A 17,275-nucleotide genomic window follows, 5' to 3' on the forward strand; every position below is an offset into this window, starting at 1 on the left:
TTTATGGTTTATATAATGAAAAGTTTCAGCTAAAATTAGGAAGTAGAGATAAAATGAAGTGAACGGTTAAATGTTCAAGTTTTAAAGGAGAGCAATGAAATGAAAAAACGATTCGGAATTGATATCGATGGAACTGTCACGAGTCCAGCGGCAATGATTCCTTTTATGAACAAAGCATTTGGTTTACAACTTACTTTAGAAGACATAAAGCAATATGACTTGTATCCGCTTGTAGATATAGAACCTCAAGCATTCGATCAATGGTTTAAAGAAAATGAACCGGAAATTTATCGCCAGTCAACCATTGTACCTAACGCAAAAACAATATTAACACAATGGAAAGAAGAACATGAACTATTTTTTATTAGTGCACGCTCAACTCATTTGATGAGCGTAACTGAAAATTGGTTCATACAGAATGGCATTACTTTTGATCATATTGATCTTATTGGCTCTCATGATAAAGTCTCAGCAGCTAAACAATATGATATTGACATATTCTTCGAAGATAAACATGATAATGCTGTTATGATCCATGAGGCGTGTCAAATTCCCGTCATATTGTTCGATACACCCTATAACCGCTTACCGACTCCAGACGGCGTAAAACGGGTGACAAGCTGGAAGGAAGCAGCCACATGGGTTGAGAATTGGTTAAAAGTATCTGTGTAATCTTACTATCTTCACATAAAAAACCCCTCATGAGGGGTTTTTCCAATTAACAACATTCTGGGCATTTTCCGTAAATTTCAAATTTATGCCCAGAAACATCATATCCTTTTAAGTTTTCTGCCAGAGTATTCATCGGACAAGTTTCTATTTCTTTTGTTTTTCCACAATCCAGACAGATAAAATGATGATGATGATGTTCATGAGAACAAGTAAACCGAAAATGTTTTTCACCAGATAACTCGGTCATCTCAAGAATATCTAAGTCCACAAACAACGATAAATTACGATAAATGGTATCAAAGCTCAAGCCCGGATAATCTGGTTTCATTTCCTCTAAGACTTCTCTTGCCGTTAAGTACTTATTACTATCCGCAAATAGTGCAAGCATTTCTTCTCTCTTGCCTGTATGCTTATAGCCTCGATTTTTCAACAGTTCTAATGCTCCACTCACATTCATGACTGATTCACCCTTTTTTTGCAATTATACTTTAGCTGGTCTAGATGTCTTTACTTTCTTTAAAAGTATCGTTACTAATAATATTAACACAGCAATGATCACAATGGTTCCTCCAGGAGCAAGATCTAAGTAATATGCTAAAAATAAACCGCCAAGTACTGACACTTCCCCAAAAATAACTGACAATAAAATCGTTTGCTTAAAGCCCTTTGCAATCCGCATACTCGCAGCAACCGGTAAAGTCATAAGTGCGGATACGAGGAGAATTCCAACGATACGCATAGATGAAGCGATAACAAGTGCCACCATCACAATAAAAATAAAATGAACAATTTTTACTGGAATACCAGATGCTTGCGCATGCTCCTCATCAAAAGATAATAAGAATAGTTCTTTATATAAAGAAACAATAATGGCTATAATAATCACCGAAATGATGATAATAAGCCATAGATCTTCTCTACTGACTGCACTAACGCTACCAAAAAGGTAACCAAACAGATCTGAATTGAAGCCATCAGCGAGTGAAATAAATATTACACTTAGACCGGTTCCCCCAGAAAGTATAATAGGAATGGCAAGCTCCTGATAATGCTTGTATACAGACCTTAACTTTTCTATAAACACAGATCCTGTAACGGAAAAAGCCATCCCCATATAAACAGGATTGACTCCGCTAAAACCGGTTAGTTTCTTTTCAAGTAATAAGCTTGCTGCAATCCCAGCTAACGTTACATGACTAAGCGCATCTGCTATCAATGATAACCGCCTGACTACAATATACACACCAAGTAAAGGGGCAATAATACCAATAATCATACCAGTTAAAAAAGCATTTTGTAAAAACTCATATTCAAATATAGCAGCAATCATCATCTCACCCCTTCATGATGGTGGTGATGATCATGGGATAAGATATGAACGTCATGTCCATAAAACGTCGACATTTCAGCTTTATCAAGACGCTCAAATTCCTCTGTTTTCCCGTGGAAATGAAGAGTTTTATTCATACATGCAACATGTGATACCCGCTCAGAAACTGTCCCTATATCATGTGTAACCAGTAAAAGCGTAATGCCACGGTTTTTATTCAGATCTTCAAGCATATGATAAAATGATTGCACATGTTGTGCATCAACACCAACAGTCGGTTCATCTAATATAAGTAATTTAGGCTCACTAACTAACGCTCTTGCAATAAACACCCGTTGTTGCTGACCTCCAGATAACTCTCCCACATTACTCATTTCATATTCGCGTAATCCAACAGAATCTATAGCATCGATAACAAGACGCCTATCTTCCTTTTTCATCCATTTAAATAGTCCCAGCTTTTTTGTTAACCCACTAGCAACAACCTCAAATACCGTTGCCGGAAAACCTGTATTAAATGAATTTGCCTTTTGCGAAACAAAGCCAATTTTTTGCCTGTCCTTAAATTGATTCATTTCTTCCCCGAAAAGAGTGATTTTCCCATTTTGTAATTTTAATAAGTTCAATATTAACTTGAGAAGTGTTGATTTTCCAGAACCATTTGGACCAACAATGGCTAAGAAGTCTCCTTCATTTACAATTAAATTTACCCGCTCTAATACATTATTCTTTTCATATCTAAAGGAAACATCCTCTATTTTAATCACTGGCTCTTGCAGTGTTTCCATCTTATTCACCTTCGTTTTAAGAATCATTACGATTTAGTACAAAGAGTAGTATACATGAAGTTCCTAACCTTGTAAAGGAGTGAAATGGGGCTTGTTTCATCAATTTTTGTAGAAAAATAGGCAAATTTTTCTGCACAGGTGCATACAGTTTAATGAGGAGTGATGCACATGAAAATCTTTGAGAACATCATTAATCACAAAGTCAATCACATTACCGCAGATGAATTATTAAAGTATGGAAAACAATTTAATATCTCAGTTAGCCGCTCAGAAGCGGAGCAAATCGCCCAATATCTTCGCGGTAAAAAGGTGAATATCTTTAATGAAAATGAACGAAAGAAACTTGTCAAAGAAATTGCCAATATTGCAGGTGTAGACACGGCAAAGTCAGTCAATCAAATATTTCTTATGTTTACCAATTCTTAAGTCGATTACAAGTGCCATTGACATCTACGATTTTAACAGACCATTAGAAGGGCAAAGAAGAAGCATAGAGGATCCCTCTCCTCCATGCTTTTTTATTGTGCTAAAATATCTTCTAAAAGATTTTCATTAAACGCTTCTTTACGCAACATATTAATTTCGAATTGATATGGCGGTTTCTTATTTTTCTTGTCCTCGCCAACATAAGGTGTTTCTAAGATTTTCGGTATTGTCGTAAGTTGTGGATGATGAACAATGTTGTTTAGTGCCTTAAAACCGATATGACCAAATCCAATATTTTCATGGCGGTCTTTCCTAGCTCCCTGAATGTTTTTACTATCATTAATATGAAGAACCTTTAATCGATCGATACCAATGATTTTATCAAATTCATTTAATACACCATCAAAGTCATTAACAATATCATATCCAGCATCATGAGTATGACAAGTATCAAAACAAACAGATAAATGTTCATTATGAGTTACACCATCAATAATTTTCGCTAGTTCTTCAAAATCTCTTCCACATTCTGACCCTTTTCCAGCCATTGTTTCAAGCGCGATTTGCACATTTTCATCCCCATTTAGTACTTCATTTAAACCTTCAATAATCCTTGCAATACCGTTTTCTGCACCTGCTCCGACATGTGCACCAGGATGCAAGACAATTTGCTTTGCCCCAAGCGCTTCTGTACGATCGATTTCAGAACGTAGAAAATTCACTCCTAATTCGAATGTAGCTGGGTTCGTTGTATTCCCTATATTAATAATATAAGGGGCATGAACAACAATATCACTTATGTCCTTTTCCTTCATATGAGCTAGGCCTGCTTCTATATTTAAATCTTCTATTTTCTTTCTTCTCGTGTTTTGGGGAGCACCTGTGTAAATCATAAATGTATTCGCCCCGTAAGAAGCTGCTTCTTCACTGGCTGCTAACAACATTTTTTTTCCGCTCATCGAAACATGGGATCCGATTTTCAACATACAATATCCCTCTCTCTTATTTTCTTTTAATCCTTCTTTCTCTCTTCTTTATCTTTTCCATTTCCCATTTGCGCTTTCTTTTGTATCCTGGTTTTACTTTTTTCGGTTTTTGTACAAGTGAACTAGCTTTTTTATCAATCTCATCTGTTTGACGTTGTCTGTTTTTTCTTTTATTACGATCGTCAAGTTTTACCCAATTTCCTTTAACAAAATCAATATGAGTAAAAGTAACGCCCATCTTCTCTAATTTATTTAATGCGTCTTCATCTGTTGGATCATAAATCGTTAAGGCAATACCTGAAGTGCCTGCTCTCGCTGTTCTACCTACACGATGAATATAAAAATCTAAGTCTGTAGGTAATTCGTAGTTAATTACGTGACTAATTCCTTTAATATCAATACCCCTAGCAGCTAAATCAGTTGCTACGATATATTGGAATTCGAGATCAACGATTTGCTTCATCATTTTCTTTCGTTCTCGTGGGTTCAAATCTCCGTGAATTCTTCCGACTTTCAAGCCTTTAGCCATTAAACCATCCGCGACTTCATCTGCCTTTTTCTTCGTATTCGTAAACACGATGGCTAAATACGGGTTAAAAGACTGTAAAGCATCAAACACAAGATTTACTTTGTTGCGGTGTCTTGAAGGTAATAATTGATGTTCAATTTTAGCTGCGGTTGGTTGCTTCGGCTCTACATGAACATATTTTGGGTTTTCCATATATTTTTTCAAAAATGGTTTAAGCTTCTCTGGGATCGTAGCTGAAAACACAAGCATTTGCAATTTCTCTTGCATATGTGAAGCGATTTGGTCAACATCTTCCAAGAAGCCCATATCCAACATTAAGTCCGCCTCATCCACAACTAATAATGAAGCAGTATGGATAAGCAATGCCTGCTCTTTCACTAAATCATTAATTCTTCCCGGTGTACCAACAACTATTTGCGGTTGCGTTTTAAGCTTTTCAATTGTTCTTTGTTTATCTGTACCACCGATAAAGAGCTTAACTGCGATAGCATCTTCACTATGGCTCGTGATTTTTAAAACCTCTTGATAAATTTGGTTGGCTAGCTCTCTAGTTGGTGCAGTGATAATTGCTTGTACACCTTTTTTATTTGTTTGAAGTTTTTCAACCATTGGCAGAATATAAGCGTGTGTTTTACCTGTACCTGTCTGGGATTGACCAATGGCACTTTCCCCTTTTAAGACAGTCGGTATTAATCTTTCCTGTATATCTGTTGGTTCATAAAACCCTAACTTCTTTACTGCTTCTATAATAAAAGGTTTAAACTCATACCTTTCAAATCTTGTTTCATTCATTTTTTTAACTCCTCATTATCGTTATGAAATGATCATAAGTACTTGCACACATGATCACTTAAAATCGCAAACATTTACTCCATCATATTATTATAATAAAATTCCAGGTAAATAACCAGTTATACTTGTTATTCCTTCTTATCCTTTTATTAAAGATAAACCCATTTCTCCTTTTTGCATACAATGAAAGTAAAATCCCCTTTTGAGAGGAGGAGATGTGATGTATCCAGGAATGGGACCAAATCGAGGGCAGAGACCAGGCTTCCCACCACCACACCAAACACCACAAATGATGCAAAACTTATCAGGTAGGCCACCATTTCCACCCGGTATGACTCCATACGGACCAACACAACCAAGAAATAATGGTGGCATGAGAAATAACGGATCTTCAAGAAGTGGAGGTCTATTATCCAAAATTCTTGGTGGTAGAGGTGGTTCCGGTGCGCAGGCAGCCGTTAACACTGCTACTAATGCTGCCACAGAATCTAGAGCCGCTGGTGGAGCAGGCATTCTCCAAACGCTAACAAACCCAACAAATATCAGCGGTTTTTTAACAAATACACAAAAATTCTTAAATACTGCAGGGCAAATCGGTCCAATGGTTCAACAGTACGGTCCAATGGTTAAAAATATCCCTTCAATGTGGAAGCTTTATCGCGGTCTTAAGAATATGAGTTCAACAACGGAAGAAAAAGAAGAAGAAAATGAATCTAGCTCACCATCTCCGATAAAGGATAGTCATCCTACTATGTCAGTAACGAAAACTAAAAAAGAGACATCAGTCACTATGAAGTCTTTAGAAGACCAGCCAACTCAACAACCCCCTAAAAAAGCTGGTGGTCAGTCTGTACCGAAACTGTATGTTTAATCATGTGCTTAGCGCTCGCCATTTTGGCGAGTTTTTATTTTATTTAAATCGCTCATTTCCTTCATTAAGTGAATTAAAAAAATTGTTATAGTCATCTCTTAAGTACCAATATGCAAAGTGTATCTATCCTATCACCTTCATTGTCTTATTTTCATTCGTCCTTACGGAACAATAGAATTGAGCTTAAATCACCGTGGATTTCTTTTATAAATTCTCCTTTTTGTGTTATTGCTTTATGTCTTATATAATAGATTAGAAGAGATGAGTAATTTCATTCATCCAATGTTTTATTTAAAATTATATAACACAAAATATATGTTTCAGATATAGGGAGGATATTCAATGAACGTCATCAAAATATCACCAAGGGGCTACTGCTATGGTGTAGTAGACGCAATGGTGATTGCTAAAAACGCATCACTCGATAAAACCTTACCGAGGCCAATTTATATCCTTGGCATGATTGTCCATAACAAACACGTGACTGATGCATTTGAAGAAGAAGGCATTATTACTTTAGATGGGAAAAACCGTGACGATATTTTAGACCAAGTCCAAAGCGGTACGGTTATCTTCACAGCACATGGTGTATCACCTAAAATTCGAGAAAGAGCTAAAGAAAAAGGGTTAGTAACTTTAGATGCTACCTGCCCGGATGTGAGTAGCACGCATGATTTAATTCGTCAGAAGAAAGACGAAAATTATCAAATTATATATATTGGTAAAAAGGGACATCCTGAACCTGAAGGAGCGGTTGGGGTTGCACCTGAGATCGTTCACTTAGTTGAAACGATTGACGATGTTCAAGCGTTAACACTAACAAATGAAAAAATTCTTGTTACAAATCAAACAACCATGAGCCAGTGGGATGTCGGCGATATCATGGAAGAAATCAAAGAGAAATATCCTCAAGCTGAATTTCATAAAGAAATTTGTCTTGCTACTCAAGTACGTCAAGAAGCGGTTGCAGAGCAAGCAGGGGCTGCAGATGTCCTTATCGTTGTTGGGGATCCGAAAAGTAATAACTCGAACAGGCTTGCTCAAGTTTCCGAAGAAATTGCTGGCACAAAAGCCTACCGTATTGGCGATATTTCCGAGCTTAATTTAGATTGGATTAAGGATGCTCAAACGGTTGCAGTAACGGCCGGTGCCTCTACACCAACACCAATTACAAAAGAAGTGATTTCTTTTATTGAACAGTATGATCCAAAAGAAGAATCAACTTGGCTTACAGAAAAGAAAGTACCATTATCTAAAATTCTTCCAAAAATAAAAAAGCCAAAAGTTGTACAAAAGTAAGCAAAAAGCCATCTCCAAATGGAGATGGCTTTTTCTATCTTCAATTATACAAATGTAAAGGGATCCGTATGTACTTTAGAAGCAATAAACTCCACCTCTAACCCTTTTTCAGCACATTTTTTCTTCATATATTCTGCAACACCTGATTTCATCACTTTTTCGACATTATGACCAGGGTCAATAATATTTAAACCAGCTTGCATCGCATCATGCGCAACATGATAATACATATCTCCCGTAACGTAAACGTCTGCACCTTTCATCTTCGCTTTTGCATAATATTTATTGCCATCTCCACCAAGAACGGCTACTTTTTTCACAACTGATTGTAAATCTCCTACCACACGCACGCTAGGCACATCCAACACCGCCTTCACATGCTCTGCAAACTGTGCTAAGGTCATTTCCTTAATTTCACCTAATCTACCGAGTCCGAGAACTTCTCCTTGATTAGCTAATGGATAAAGATCATAGGCCACCTCTTCATATGGATGAGCCGCAAGCATTGCTTTGATAACTTTCTTCTCTAAATTAGATGGGAATATTACTTCAATTTTATTTTCTTTCACCTTTTCAAGTGTACCCGGTTGGCCAATATGAGGATTTGCTCCCTTACTTGGTAAAAATTGTCCATTCCCTTCACTTGAAAAACTACAATGACTATAATCACCTAATGCACCTGCACCAGCATTACCTAAAGCTTGCTTGACTGCTTCCTCGTTCTCTACAGGTACATAAACAGCAAGTTTCATTAAGGGTATTTCATATGTTGGTACAAGGACTTCTGTATTTTTCATCTGAAGTGCAGTTGCTAATAAATCATTTACACCACCATTAGCAACATCCAAATTCGTATGAGCTGCATAAACGGCTATATCATGCTTAATTAATTTTGTATAGATTCTTCCTGCAGGTGTATCACTGTCTAATTTCTTTAAAGGACGGAAAATCGGTGGATGGTGTGCAATAATTAAGTTAACACCTTGGTCAATTGCTTCATCAACCACTTCCTCTAACACATCAAGTGCAACCATTACTTTGCTTACTTTTTGGTTCAAGCTACCGATTTGTAACCCAATAGGATCTCCTTCCATTGCGTAGGCTTTTGGTGAAAACTGTTCAAATAATTGAATGATTTCATGTCCATTTGCTTTCTTCAAGATAATACCCCTCCAACAATAGCTATTTTCTTCTGTAAAGCAACTATTTTTTCATTATTTTCATTTGATGATTTTGCTGCTTGGATTTGACTAATTATTCTCTCCCAATTCTTTCGTTCATGTTTCCATTTTTTAATAAAAACTGCCGATTTTTCAAGTAATAAATACGGTCCTAACAAAAGACCTTCTTCTAAATCGTCGTATCCTCGATTGATATCGCCTTTCTCAGCGATTAAGATCTCATAAATTTTTTCATCTTCTTCGATTATTTCTTCATTTATTAACGCCCATCCGTTTTCACGCAGCCAAAGTCTGATAGAGATGCTACTAATATTAGGTTGGAGAATTAATCGTTTTACTCCACCTAAGCGATCTGAACCTTCTTCCAAAATGGACGCAATCAATGTTCCGCCCATACCGGCAATTGTTATTACATCTACTTCATCGTCCGTTAAAACAGAAAGTCCATTTCCTTTTCTCACGGAGATTTTGTCTTCTAATTTATCTGCTTTTACTTGTGCTAACGCTGATTGAAACGGTCCTTCCACAACCTCACCAGCAATCGCTTCTTTTGCAATCCCTTGTTTAACAGCATAACAAGGTAGGTAAGCATGATCTGAGCCAATATCGGCTATTTTCGAACCTTTTGGTATATATTGAGCAACTGTTCTTAATCGATTAGATAATTGATTTGTGTTCATTCGTTTTTCCACCACTTCTATGTATTAAGTTCTGATTATAGTATAAAAAAAGTCCCTTGCATATGCAAAGGACTTACTCGTTTATTCCAATGTCATTAACCATTCAGCCATTTCTTGCTCTTTACCAGAGACAAGTCCCCCTGGCATTGCACCTTTACCATTTGTTAATACATCAACGATTTCTTCTTCTGAAAGTCTCTCGCCAACACCCGTTAGTGCGGGTCCTACACCACCTTGATATTGGTCACCATGACAGCCAATACAAGATTGTTGATAAATTTCCTCCGGTGACGCTGCTACCTCTTCTGTTGCTTCCTCGTCCCCTTCACTTGTCAGTTCTTTGTGATCACCTAATCCTTTAAATGAAACAAGGAACATTGCGCCAATCCCAAGGATAGCAATAAGAGCGAACGGTATTAACGGATTACGATTCAATGTTTAAACCTCCCTTATGTAAGAACTTCACAATATAAGTAAGTATATACAAACAATCTCTATTTTACTGTAAAAAACGCTATTGGAAAAGCCCTAAAACGAATTTGTTATCAGCAATTCAAAATTATTTTAATAAACTGGCAAAAAAGTTTACTTCCTATCATTTATTTTTTTACCATTTTACCCCTTTTCATTCCTTAAAAATATTTTATGTATAACATGTATTGTTTAAAAGAAAAACTATCTAAAAAATAGTTTTGGGTAATTTTATACACGTAAAGTCTCTAAAGATTCACCCTCTCTAACCATTCTTAGATAGCATTTTCCTTTAATGCAAAAAATATACTCCTATTAACAACCAATCTGTCTGGCAATCACCATACGTTGTATTTCTGAAGTTCCTTCTCCAATTTCTGTTAACTTACCATCACGCATATATCTTTCTACATGATATTCTTTCATATAGCCATAACCACCATGAATTTGAACGGCCTGATCAGCGATTTCCATACAAATCTCAGATGCATATAACTTACACATTGCCGCTTCTTTGGAAAACGGTTTTCCTTGATCTTTTAACCAAGCTGCTTTATAAACCATATTTCTCGCCAATTCAATTTTCATCGCCATATCAGCTAGTTTGAATTGTATAGCTTGAAAATGAGATAACTTTCTACTAAATTGTTCACGTTCTTTAGCATACTTTAGCGCCTTCTCATATGCTGCTTGGGCAATGCCCACTGCCATGGCACCAATGCCAATTCTTCCTCCGTCAAGAGTGATTAAAAATTGCTTAAATCCATCACCCTTTTTACCGAGCAAGTGCTCAGTCGGTACGCGCACGTCTTCTAATATCAATTCAGTCGTATTAGATGCATTAAGTCCCATCTTCTCATAATTATCCAATACAGTGAAACCGTTGGCATCGGTAGGAACAATAATCGCACTAATTTCTTTATCCGTACCATTCATACTAGTGATAGCTGTTAAGGCTAAATGTTTTGCATAACTCGCATTCGTGATATAGCACTTATTCCCATTGATGATATATTCCCCGTTCTCTTCTACTGCTGTTGTTCTTGTCCCACCAGCATCGGAGCCAGCATTCGGTTCAGTTAAACCAAATGCACCAAGACTCTCACCGGTACAAATAGGTGTTAAATACTTATGTTTTTGTTCTTCGGTACCAAATAATGACAGAGGTGCGCCACCCAAAGATATGTGGGCCGAATACGTTATACCTGTTGAGGCGCATGCTTTACTTAATTCTTCAGTTACGATTGCAAAACTAATTGTATCGGCTCCACCACCGCCATATTCTTCCGAAAAGGGTAAGCCCATCATACCCAGGTCTGATAATTTCTTGAACACTTCCAATGGAAATTCTTTCGTTCGGTCTCTTTCCAATGCACCAGGTTCCACTTCTTCCATTGCAAACTCTTTAATCGTTTTAAAAATCATCTTTTGTTCAGATGTAAGGTCAAAATTCATATAAATCCTCCTTCTTATGACTTTTGAATACGCTTTCAATTCCTATTATATAATCACCTCTCTAATATTCTCAAGATTTAAAAAATTTAAAATTGTACATAGTTATGTTTCAATAATGATTTAAACATTAGAACTAAATAAAACCGCTTTATGACTCTCATGTTTTGTTTCTCAATATAGTAATAATTATCTAAATAATAAATAATTTAAGAATTTTTTACAAAAAGTAATTTGCAATATAATTAACTATTCAGTAAAATAAATTGTAAATATAAGTATGGATATTACCGTACATTTGTTTATTTATTAATATATGGTATCATATACAAATAAAGGAATTATCCACACCACTAGAAGTGAATACTGCACTAAAAAAAGATAGCTTACCCATTTAGAGTAAACTATCCTGAATTGAATTCTATTCTAAAAAGTCTTTCAGTCTTTTACTTCTGCTAGGATGTCTTAATTTTCGAAGGGCTTTCGCTTCAATTTGACGAATCCTTTCTCTCGTGACGCCAAAGACCTTTCCAACCTCTTCTAGCGTCCTTGTTCTTCCATCATCTAGTCCAAAGCGAAGACGAAGTACATTTTCTTCACGGTCTGTTAAAGTGTCGAGTACATCTTCTAACTGCTCTTTTAACAGCTCGTAGGCAGCATGCTCAGATGGAGAAGTAGCGTCTTGGTCTTCTATGAAATCTCCAAGATGAGAATCATCCTCTTCACCAATCGGTGTTTCTAATGAGACTGGCTCTTGAGCAATTTTTAAAATTTCTCGTACTTTATCTGGTGTTAGATCCATGTCTTCAGCAATTTCTTCTGGAGAAGGTTCACGGCCCAAGTCTTGTAGCAATTGGCGCTGAACACGAATTAACTTATTAATTGTTTCAACCATGTGAACCGGAATTCGAATGGTTCTTGCTTGGTCAGCTATTGCTCTTGTAATTGCTTGACGTATCCACCATGTTGCATAAGTACTAAATTTAAAACCTTTACGATAGTCAAATTTCTCTACTGCTTTTATAAGACCCATATTCCCTTCCTGGATCAAATCTAAAAACAGCATGCCACGACCGACATATCGCTTGGCAATACTTACAACGAGACGTAGGTTAGCCTCCGCTAAACGACGCTTCGCTTCTTCGTCGCCTTGCTCAATTTTATTTGCAAGTGAAATCTCTTCTTCTGCTGTTAGTAGGTCGACACGACCAATTTCCTTTAAATACATTCTTACAGGGTCGTTAATTTTTACTCCAGGAGGTACGCTTAAATCATTTAAATCAAATTCCTCTTCATTTTTTGCTAATTCTTGCGCATTGGGATCTGCATCGTCATCATTATCACCAACTAGTTCCACACCTTGATCACCAAGGAATTCATAGAACTCATCCATTTGATGAGAATCCAACTCATAATGAGACAATCTTTCTGCTATATCATCATAGGCGAGAACACCTGTCTTCTTTCCTGTTTCTAAAATCTGCTCTTTTGCTTGTTCTAGGGTCAATTCTGTTTCAACCTCTTTCGAACGGGCCGATTTTTCAGCCATTTGTCCCCCTCCTTCCAAAAAATCACAAACCTCTGGGACAGCATAACACTTAAATGGTTATTATGGTAATCATTTGCTTTTGCTTATGCAGTCTATAATATAATTAACACGATGAGAGATTATCACTTTTCTAATGATTTTCTTAATTGTAGAATCTCCATCGCAATTAATGCCGCTTTGGCATAGTCCTTTTGACGTTCTGCTTCTTTTTCATCATGAATTTTTTCTTTTATTTTAATCATCTTTTGATGATTTAACACATGCTTAATATAATCAGATAATTCCTTTTCAGTAAAATCTTCATTGACAGGCATCATCACAATATCTGCTACAATATGCCGCAACTCTTTGTCTTTTATAAATTGCATAAAGTTACTTGTATCAGGCACATGACCACTTTCATAATATGCAAGAAGATAAGTATAAATCGCTTGGTGCTCATCCACATTAAATTCATTGCCACTTAACATTTCCTGAACCTTCAATGTAATATCGTGATTATTCATCATATGAGCCAACAACATACGCTCGGCATTTTGAAAAGCTGGCCGTAATACATTATTTGACTTTTGTTGTAATAAAAACGGTTCTTGTGGTAATGACTGTGGCTGATTTTTTGTATTTTTTTGCATTGAATAAAATATTTGTTTTTGTTGCTGTTGTAGGGCATCTAATGAAAGCGAAAATTCGCTAGCCATTTGTCTTAAATAATGATCTCTTTCTACTGCTTTCGTTAGACGACTGATTTCTGTTAGTACTTCTTCTATATAACGAAGCCGTTCTCCTTCATCATTCAACCTTTTTCCTAGTCTTAAATATCTCATTTTAAAGGACATATAAGTAAGACTAGCCTCAATAACCTCATTTTTAAACTTTTCTGCGCCATATTCCTTTATATAATCATCAGGGTCAAGCTCTTCCGGAAGCCAAGCAATTCGCACATTACAACCGACTGATTGAAGCATATCTAAGGCACGATTGGCTGCTTGAATTCCTGCTGTATCCCCATCATAGCAGATCGTCACATGGTCAGTACTTTTTCGAATTAATTGTACATGTTCATCTGTAAGCGAAGTACCCATCGTAGCAATTCCATTAATGACGCCAGCCGCATCAGCAGCAATGACATCAGCAAATCCCTCAAAGAGAACAGCTCTTTGCTCTTTTTTAATGTGCTTCTTTGCTCGATTAAAATTAAAGACCGTTTTGCTCTTATTGAAAATGGCCGTTTCAGGACTATTTAAATATTTTGGGTCTTCTTCCCCCAATGATCTTCCTGAAAAAGCAATAATATTCCCTTTTTCATTATGGATAGGAAACATGATACGATGGCGAAATCGATCAAAAAAGTTACCATCTCTCTCTCTTTTGATTAATAAACCTGCTCTTTCCATGAGATCCAAGGGAAATTTTCTTTTCTGCAAAAATTTACAGACAAAGTCCCATGAATTTAGTGAATAGCCAATTTTATACTTCTCAATTGACTCCATTGTAAATCCACGTTTTAAAAGGTATTCTAACGCTTCTTGACCATCCTTTGTGTTTACTAGTAAATGGTGGTAGAATTTACATAATAATTCATGCGCATCATACATTTGTTGCAATTCAGGTGACTGTTTCACGTTTTTGTCATGTGAAGAAACGTCAATATCAAGAGGGATATTTGCTTTCTCTGCTAAGTTGACAACAGCTTCTTGAAAAGAAAAACCTTCTAAATCCATTAAGAATGAAAAAGCGTTTCCTCCTGCATGACAACCAAAGCAATGATAAATTTGCTTATCAGGAGATACGGAAAATGATGGTGTATTCTCTCCATGAAAAGGGCAAAGTCCAAAATAATTTCGGCCTTGCTTCGTTAAATTCACATAATCTCCAATAACATCAACAATATCAACTGAATTTCGAATTTGATCAATCTTTTCTTCAGGAATACGTTCTGCCATAACGACAACTCCCCACTACATAAAGAAGTATTCTAGAAAAAAAGCTAAAATCCTTCAATTTTCGACAATATTTTTGTCAGTTCTTTCTTAAATCGCTGTCGGTCTTCTTCCTTGAACGGTTTTGGTCCTTTTCCATAAACACCTTGACGCCGTGCTTTCGCCGATAGGTATCGCATATCTAATGCTGTATGAATATGACCTTCCTCATATACATTACCCCTTGGCGATAAAACATGAACACCATTTAACAGGAGTGTAGAAGCAAGACCTATATCCTGGGTAATTACCACATCTCCTCGTTTGGAGTAATTTTGGATATATAAGTCGACAGCTTCTTTACTGGAATCCACGAATGTCCACTCATCTGAGCGATACTCTGTTTTCATATGTGCATAGGATGCAATGAACTTGTAAGCAACCGAATGAATATTGGCCAATTCGACAATTTCCTGCTTAACCGGACAGGCATCCGCATCCACTAAGATGGTTGGTTCGTCTGATGTTCTTATAATTCTACATCACTCCAGTATTTCCTCCTTATAAAGAAATTTCTTTATAATGGAAGGATTGTCGAATTTTTTTTATATAATTCCCTTGACTTCTCCCAATAAATAGTTTATTCGTTAAAAGTCAAGTCTAAACCTATTTTATCATTTTTTATCACGATTTTTTATTATAATATATAAAATAGATAATTTCCAGACATATGTTTTATATAGAATGTTTCTACTAGCGCTAGCCTATTTATTCAGCAAAATGGCAATGGCATACATTTTAATCTGGAATGTACAAAGAAAAGGCACATAATCAATTACATTATGTGCTAATCCTTTAAAAGATTTTTACGATAATGATCTAGTACAAGATTTGCTGTTTCTTCAACCGCTTTGTTTGTTACATCAATCACTGAACAACCTATCTGATTTACAATGCGATCAAAATATGAAATCTCATCTTTAATTCTTTCTATATTTGCATAACTTGCGCTATCACTAAGTCCTAAAGAAATAAGCCTTTCTCTTCTAATATGATTTAATTTTTCCGGGCTAATCTTCAAACCAAAACACTTCTCTTTTGGTACGAGGAATAACTCTTCAGGAGGGTCGACTTCTGGTACAAGCGGCACGTTCGCCACTTTTAACCTTTTATGAGCTAAATATTGTGATAATGGTGTTTTCGATGTCCGAGAGACCCCTATTAAAACGATATCAGCCTTTAAAATCCCCCTAGGATCTCTACCATCATCATATTTAACGGCAAATTCAATTGCTTCTATCTTCTTGAAGTAATCATCATCTAATTTCCTCACTACACCCGGTTCATACAATGGTTCATTTCCATAATTATTTTGAATTTGATCCATTATCGGCCCGATAATATCGTAGGCGAAGATATTTTCTTTTTTAGCTGTTTCAAGCATATAATTACGTATATGTGGCTTCACTAACGTATATGCTATGAATCCTTTGTCGAGTTTAGCTAAAGCGACCACTTCATCGATATGAGCTTGTTCCTCGACGTATGGAAAACGTTTAATTCTTACATCCCCATTATTGAACTGACTTGCAGCCGCCTTTATGACAAGCTCAGCCGTTTCACCAACAGAATCAGAAACTACATAAATAATTGGCATATTACCCATACTAGCATAATCAACTCCTTATTTGAGCTTTACTTATTCACCCGCTAGTGCAACAAATGCTTTTGTTAAATTAGTTTTTGTTATTCTTCCAATAACCTCAAAGCCTTTATCAGCTTCCTTCACAACGGGCATACCATCAATTTGCTTATCAATGAGTTGTTGCGCTACATCAATAAGTAAGTCTTCTTTCTTACACATTGTGATATTTGGCATCCTCGTCATAATGATATTTACTGGTAGTGCGCCGAGCTCTTGCTTTCCGATACTGGCTCTTAACAAATCTTTTCTAGATAATACACCTACAAGTAAAGAGTCCTTGTCAACTACAAATAATGTGCCAACATCCTCTAAAAACATTGTGACAATGGCATCATAAACTGAAGTATTTTCACTAATAACAACTGGAATTGATTGATAATCCTTCACAAATAACTTTTTCATATTCTCAGTTAAAAGTTGAGCACCCGTTTTTCCTGTATAGAAATATCCTACTCTTGGTCTTGCGTCTAAATAGCCAGCCATTGTTAAAATAGCTAAATCCGGACGAAGCGTAGCTCTTGTTAAATGTAATTGATCAGCGATATGTTCCCCTGTAATTGGACCATTATCTTTCACTATTTCTAATATTTTTTCCTGCCGTTTATTGAGTTCCATTGATCTCACC

Annotated in this window: 18 protein-coding genes; 4 read left to right on the forward strand and 14 right to left on the reverse strand. The window is 36.2% G+C overall.

Annotated features, from left to right (window positions below):
- The first annotated feature begins 99 nt into the window (after window positions 1-99).
- On the forward strand, window positions 100-672 hold the full coding sequence (locus U9M49_RS08430) for a 5' nucleotidase, NT5C type (protein WP_095372549.1): 573 nt from the start codon (window positions 100-102) through the stop codon (window positions 670-672).
- Window positions 673-718: 46 nt separating this feature from the next.
- Here the strand turns inward: U9M49_RS08430 and U9M49_RS08435 are convergent, their stop codons facing one another.
- From U9M49_RS08435 to U9M49_RS08445, 3 genes are read right to left on the reverse strand one after another with little or no spacing between them, the layout of a single operon-like run.
- Complete coding sequence (locus tag U9M49_RS08435; protein WP_095372548.1) at window positions 719-1,129, reverse strand: Fur family transcriptional regulator; 411 nt, start codon at window positions 1,127-1,129, stop codon at window positions 719-721.
- Window positions 1,130-1,153: 24 nt separating this feature from the next.
- Window positions 1,154-2,002 (reverse strand): metal ABC transporter permease, encoded by an 849-nt coding sequence (locus U9M49_RS08440; protein ID WP_095372547.1) that lies wholly within the window; start codon window positions 2,000-2,002, stop codon window positions 1,154-1,156.
- Window positions 2,002-2,790: an ABC transporter ATP-binding protein gene (locus U9M49_RS08445; protein ID WP_322909601.1), complete on the reverse strand. Its 789-nt coding sequence runs from the start codon at window positions 2,788-2,790 to the stop codon at window positions 2,002-2,004. The genes U9M49_RS08440 and U9M49_RS08445 overlap by 1 nt, the downstream gene beginning before the upstream one ends.
- Window positions 2,791-2,958: 168 nt before the next feature.
- On the opposite strand from U9M49_RS08445, the gene U9M49_RS08450 reads away from it, so the two are divergent.
- The gene (locus tag U9M49_RS08450) at window positions 2,959-3,216 is read left to right on the forward strand and encodes a DUF2624 domain-containing protein (RefSeq protein ID WP_095372545.1); all 258 of its coding nucleotides are present in this window, start codon (window positions 2,959-2,961) and stop codon (window positions 3,214-3,216) included.
- Between the two features lie 92 nt (window positions 3,217-3,308).
- On the opposite strand, the gene U9M49_RS08455 is transcribed toward U9M49_RS08450, so the two are convergent.
- Window positions 3,309-4,202: a deoxyribonuclease IV gene (locus U9M49_RS08455; RefSeq protein WP_322909602.1), complete on the reverse strand. Its 894-nt coding sequence runs from the start codon at window positions 4,200-4,202 to the stop codon at window positions 3,309-3,311.
- Between the two features lie 16 nt (window positions 4,203-4,218).
- Window positions 4,219-5,523 (reverse strand): DEAD/DEAH box helicase, encoded by a 1,305-nt coding sequence (locus U9M49_RS08460; protein ID WP_095372543.1) that lies wholly within the window; start codon window positions 5,521-5,523, stop codon window positions 4,219-4,221.
- 220 nt (window positions 5,524-5,743) lie between these two features.
- On the opposite strand from U9M49_RS08460, the gene vrrA reads away from it, so the two are divergent.
- Both vrrA and U9M49_RS08470 read left to right on the forward strand, forming a co-directional pair.
- The gene (vrrA, locus tag U9M49_RS08465) at window positions 5,744-6,394 is read left to right on the forward strand and encodes a VrrA/YqfQ family protein (RefSeq protein ID WP_307312878.1); all 651 of its coding nucleotides are present in this window, start codon (window positions 5,744-5,746) and stop codon (window positions 6,392-6,394) included.
- Window positions 6,395-6,736: 342 nt separating this feature from the next.
- A complete protein-coding gene (locus tag U9M49_RS08470; protein WP_095372542.1) occupies window positions 6,737-7,693 on the forward strand; it encodes a 4-hydroxy-3-methylbut-2-enyl diphosphate reductase in 957 nt (318 codons plus the stop codon).
- 44 nt (window positions 7,694-7,737) lie between these two features.
- On the opposite strand, the gene U9M49_RS08475 is transcribed toward U9M49_RS08470, so the two are convergent.
- The 9 genes from U9M49_RS08475 to U9M49_RS08515 all read right to left on the reverse strand — a co-directional run bounded on the left by U9M49_RS08475 (window position 7,738) and on the right by U9M49_RS08515 (window position 17,265).
- The gene (locus U9M49_RS08475; RefSeq protein WP_322909603.1) at window positions 7,738-8,853 is read right to left on the reverse strand and encodes a Nif3-like dinuclear metal center hexameric protein; all 1,116 of its coding nucleotides are present in this window, start codon (window positions 8,851-8,853) and stop codon (window positions 7,738-7,740) included.
- Entirely contained in the window at window positions 8,850-9,554 is a 705-nt protein-coding gene (locus tag U9M49_RS08480) for a tRNA (adenine(22)-N(1))-methyltransferase (RefSeq protein ID WP_307312877.1), read from the reverse strand. Before U9M49_RS08480 ends, U9M49_RS08475 begins: the two co-directional genes overlap by 4 nt.
- An 81-nt stretch (window positions 9,555-9,635) precedes the next feature.
- Window positions 9,636-9,989 carry a cytochrome c550 gene (gene cccA / locus U9M49_RS08485; protein ID WP_095372539.1) on the reverse strand — a complete coding sequence of 118 codons (354 nt, stop codon included), beginning with the start codon at window positions 9,987-9,989 and terminating at the stop codon, window positions 9,636-9,638.
- 351 nt (window positions 9,990-10,340) lie between these two features.
- A complete protein-coding gene (locus U9M49_RS08490; RefSeq protein ID WP_095372538.1) occupies window positions 10,341-11,480 on the reverse strand; it encodes an acyl-CoA dehydrogenase family protein in 1,140 nt (379 codons plus the stop codon).
- A 418-nt stretch (window positions 11,481-11,898) separates the two neighbouring features.
- Window positions 11,899-13,026: an RNA polymerase sigma factor RpoD gene (rpoD, locus tag U9M49_RS08495; protein WP_095372537.1), complete on the reverse strand. Its 1,128-nt coding sequence runs from the start codon at window positions 13,024-13,026 to the stop codon at window positions 11,899-11,901.
- Window positions 13,027-13,148: 122 nt separating this feature from the next.
- Window positions 13,149-14,969, reverse strand: coding sequence for a DNA primase (gene dnaG, locus U9M49_RS08500; protein WP_307312872.1), 1,821 nt, complete (start codon window positions 14,967-14,969; stop codon window positions 13,149-13,151).
- A 44-nt stretch (window positions 14,970-15,013) separates the two neighbouring features.
- Window positions 15,014-15,448: a YaiI/YqxD family protein gene (locus U9M49_RS08505; protein WP_095372535.1), complete on the reverse strand. Its 435-nt coding sequence runs from the start codon at window positions 15,446-15,448 to the stop codon at window positions 15,014-15,016.
- A gap of 344 nt (window positions 15,449-15,792) precedes the next feature.
- Window positions 15,793-16,611 (reverse strand): pyruvate, water dikinase regulatory protein, encoded by an 819-nt coding sequence (locus U9M49_RS08510; RefSeq protein WP_095372534.1) that lies wholly within the window; start codon window positions 16,609-16,611, stop codon window positions 15,793-15,795.
- 33 nt (window positions 16,612-16,644) lie between these two features.
- A complete protein-coding gene (locus U9M49_RS08515) occupies window positions 16,645-17,265 on the reverse strand; it encodes a helix-turn-helix transcriptional regulator (protein ID WP_225230375.1) in 621 nt (206 codons plus the stop codon).
- Window positions 17,266-17,275 lie beyond the last annotated feature (10 nt).

Source organism: Cytobacillus sp. OWB-43 (genome assembly GCF_034651445.1).
GTDB lineage: Bacteria > Bacillota > Bacilli > Bacillales > Cytobacillaceae > Cytobacillus > Cytobacillus kochii.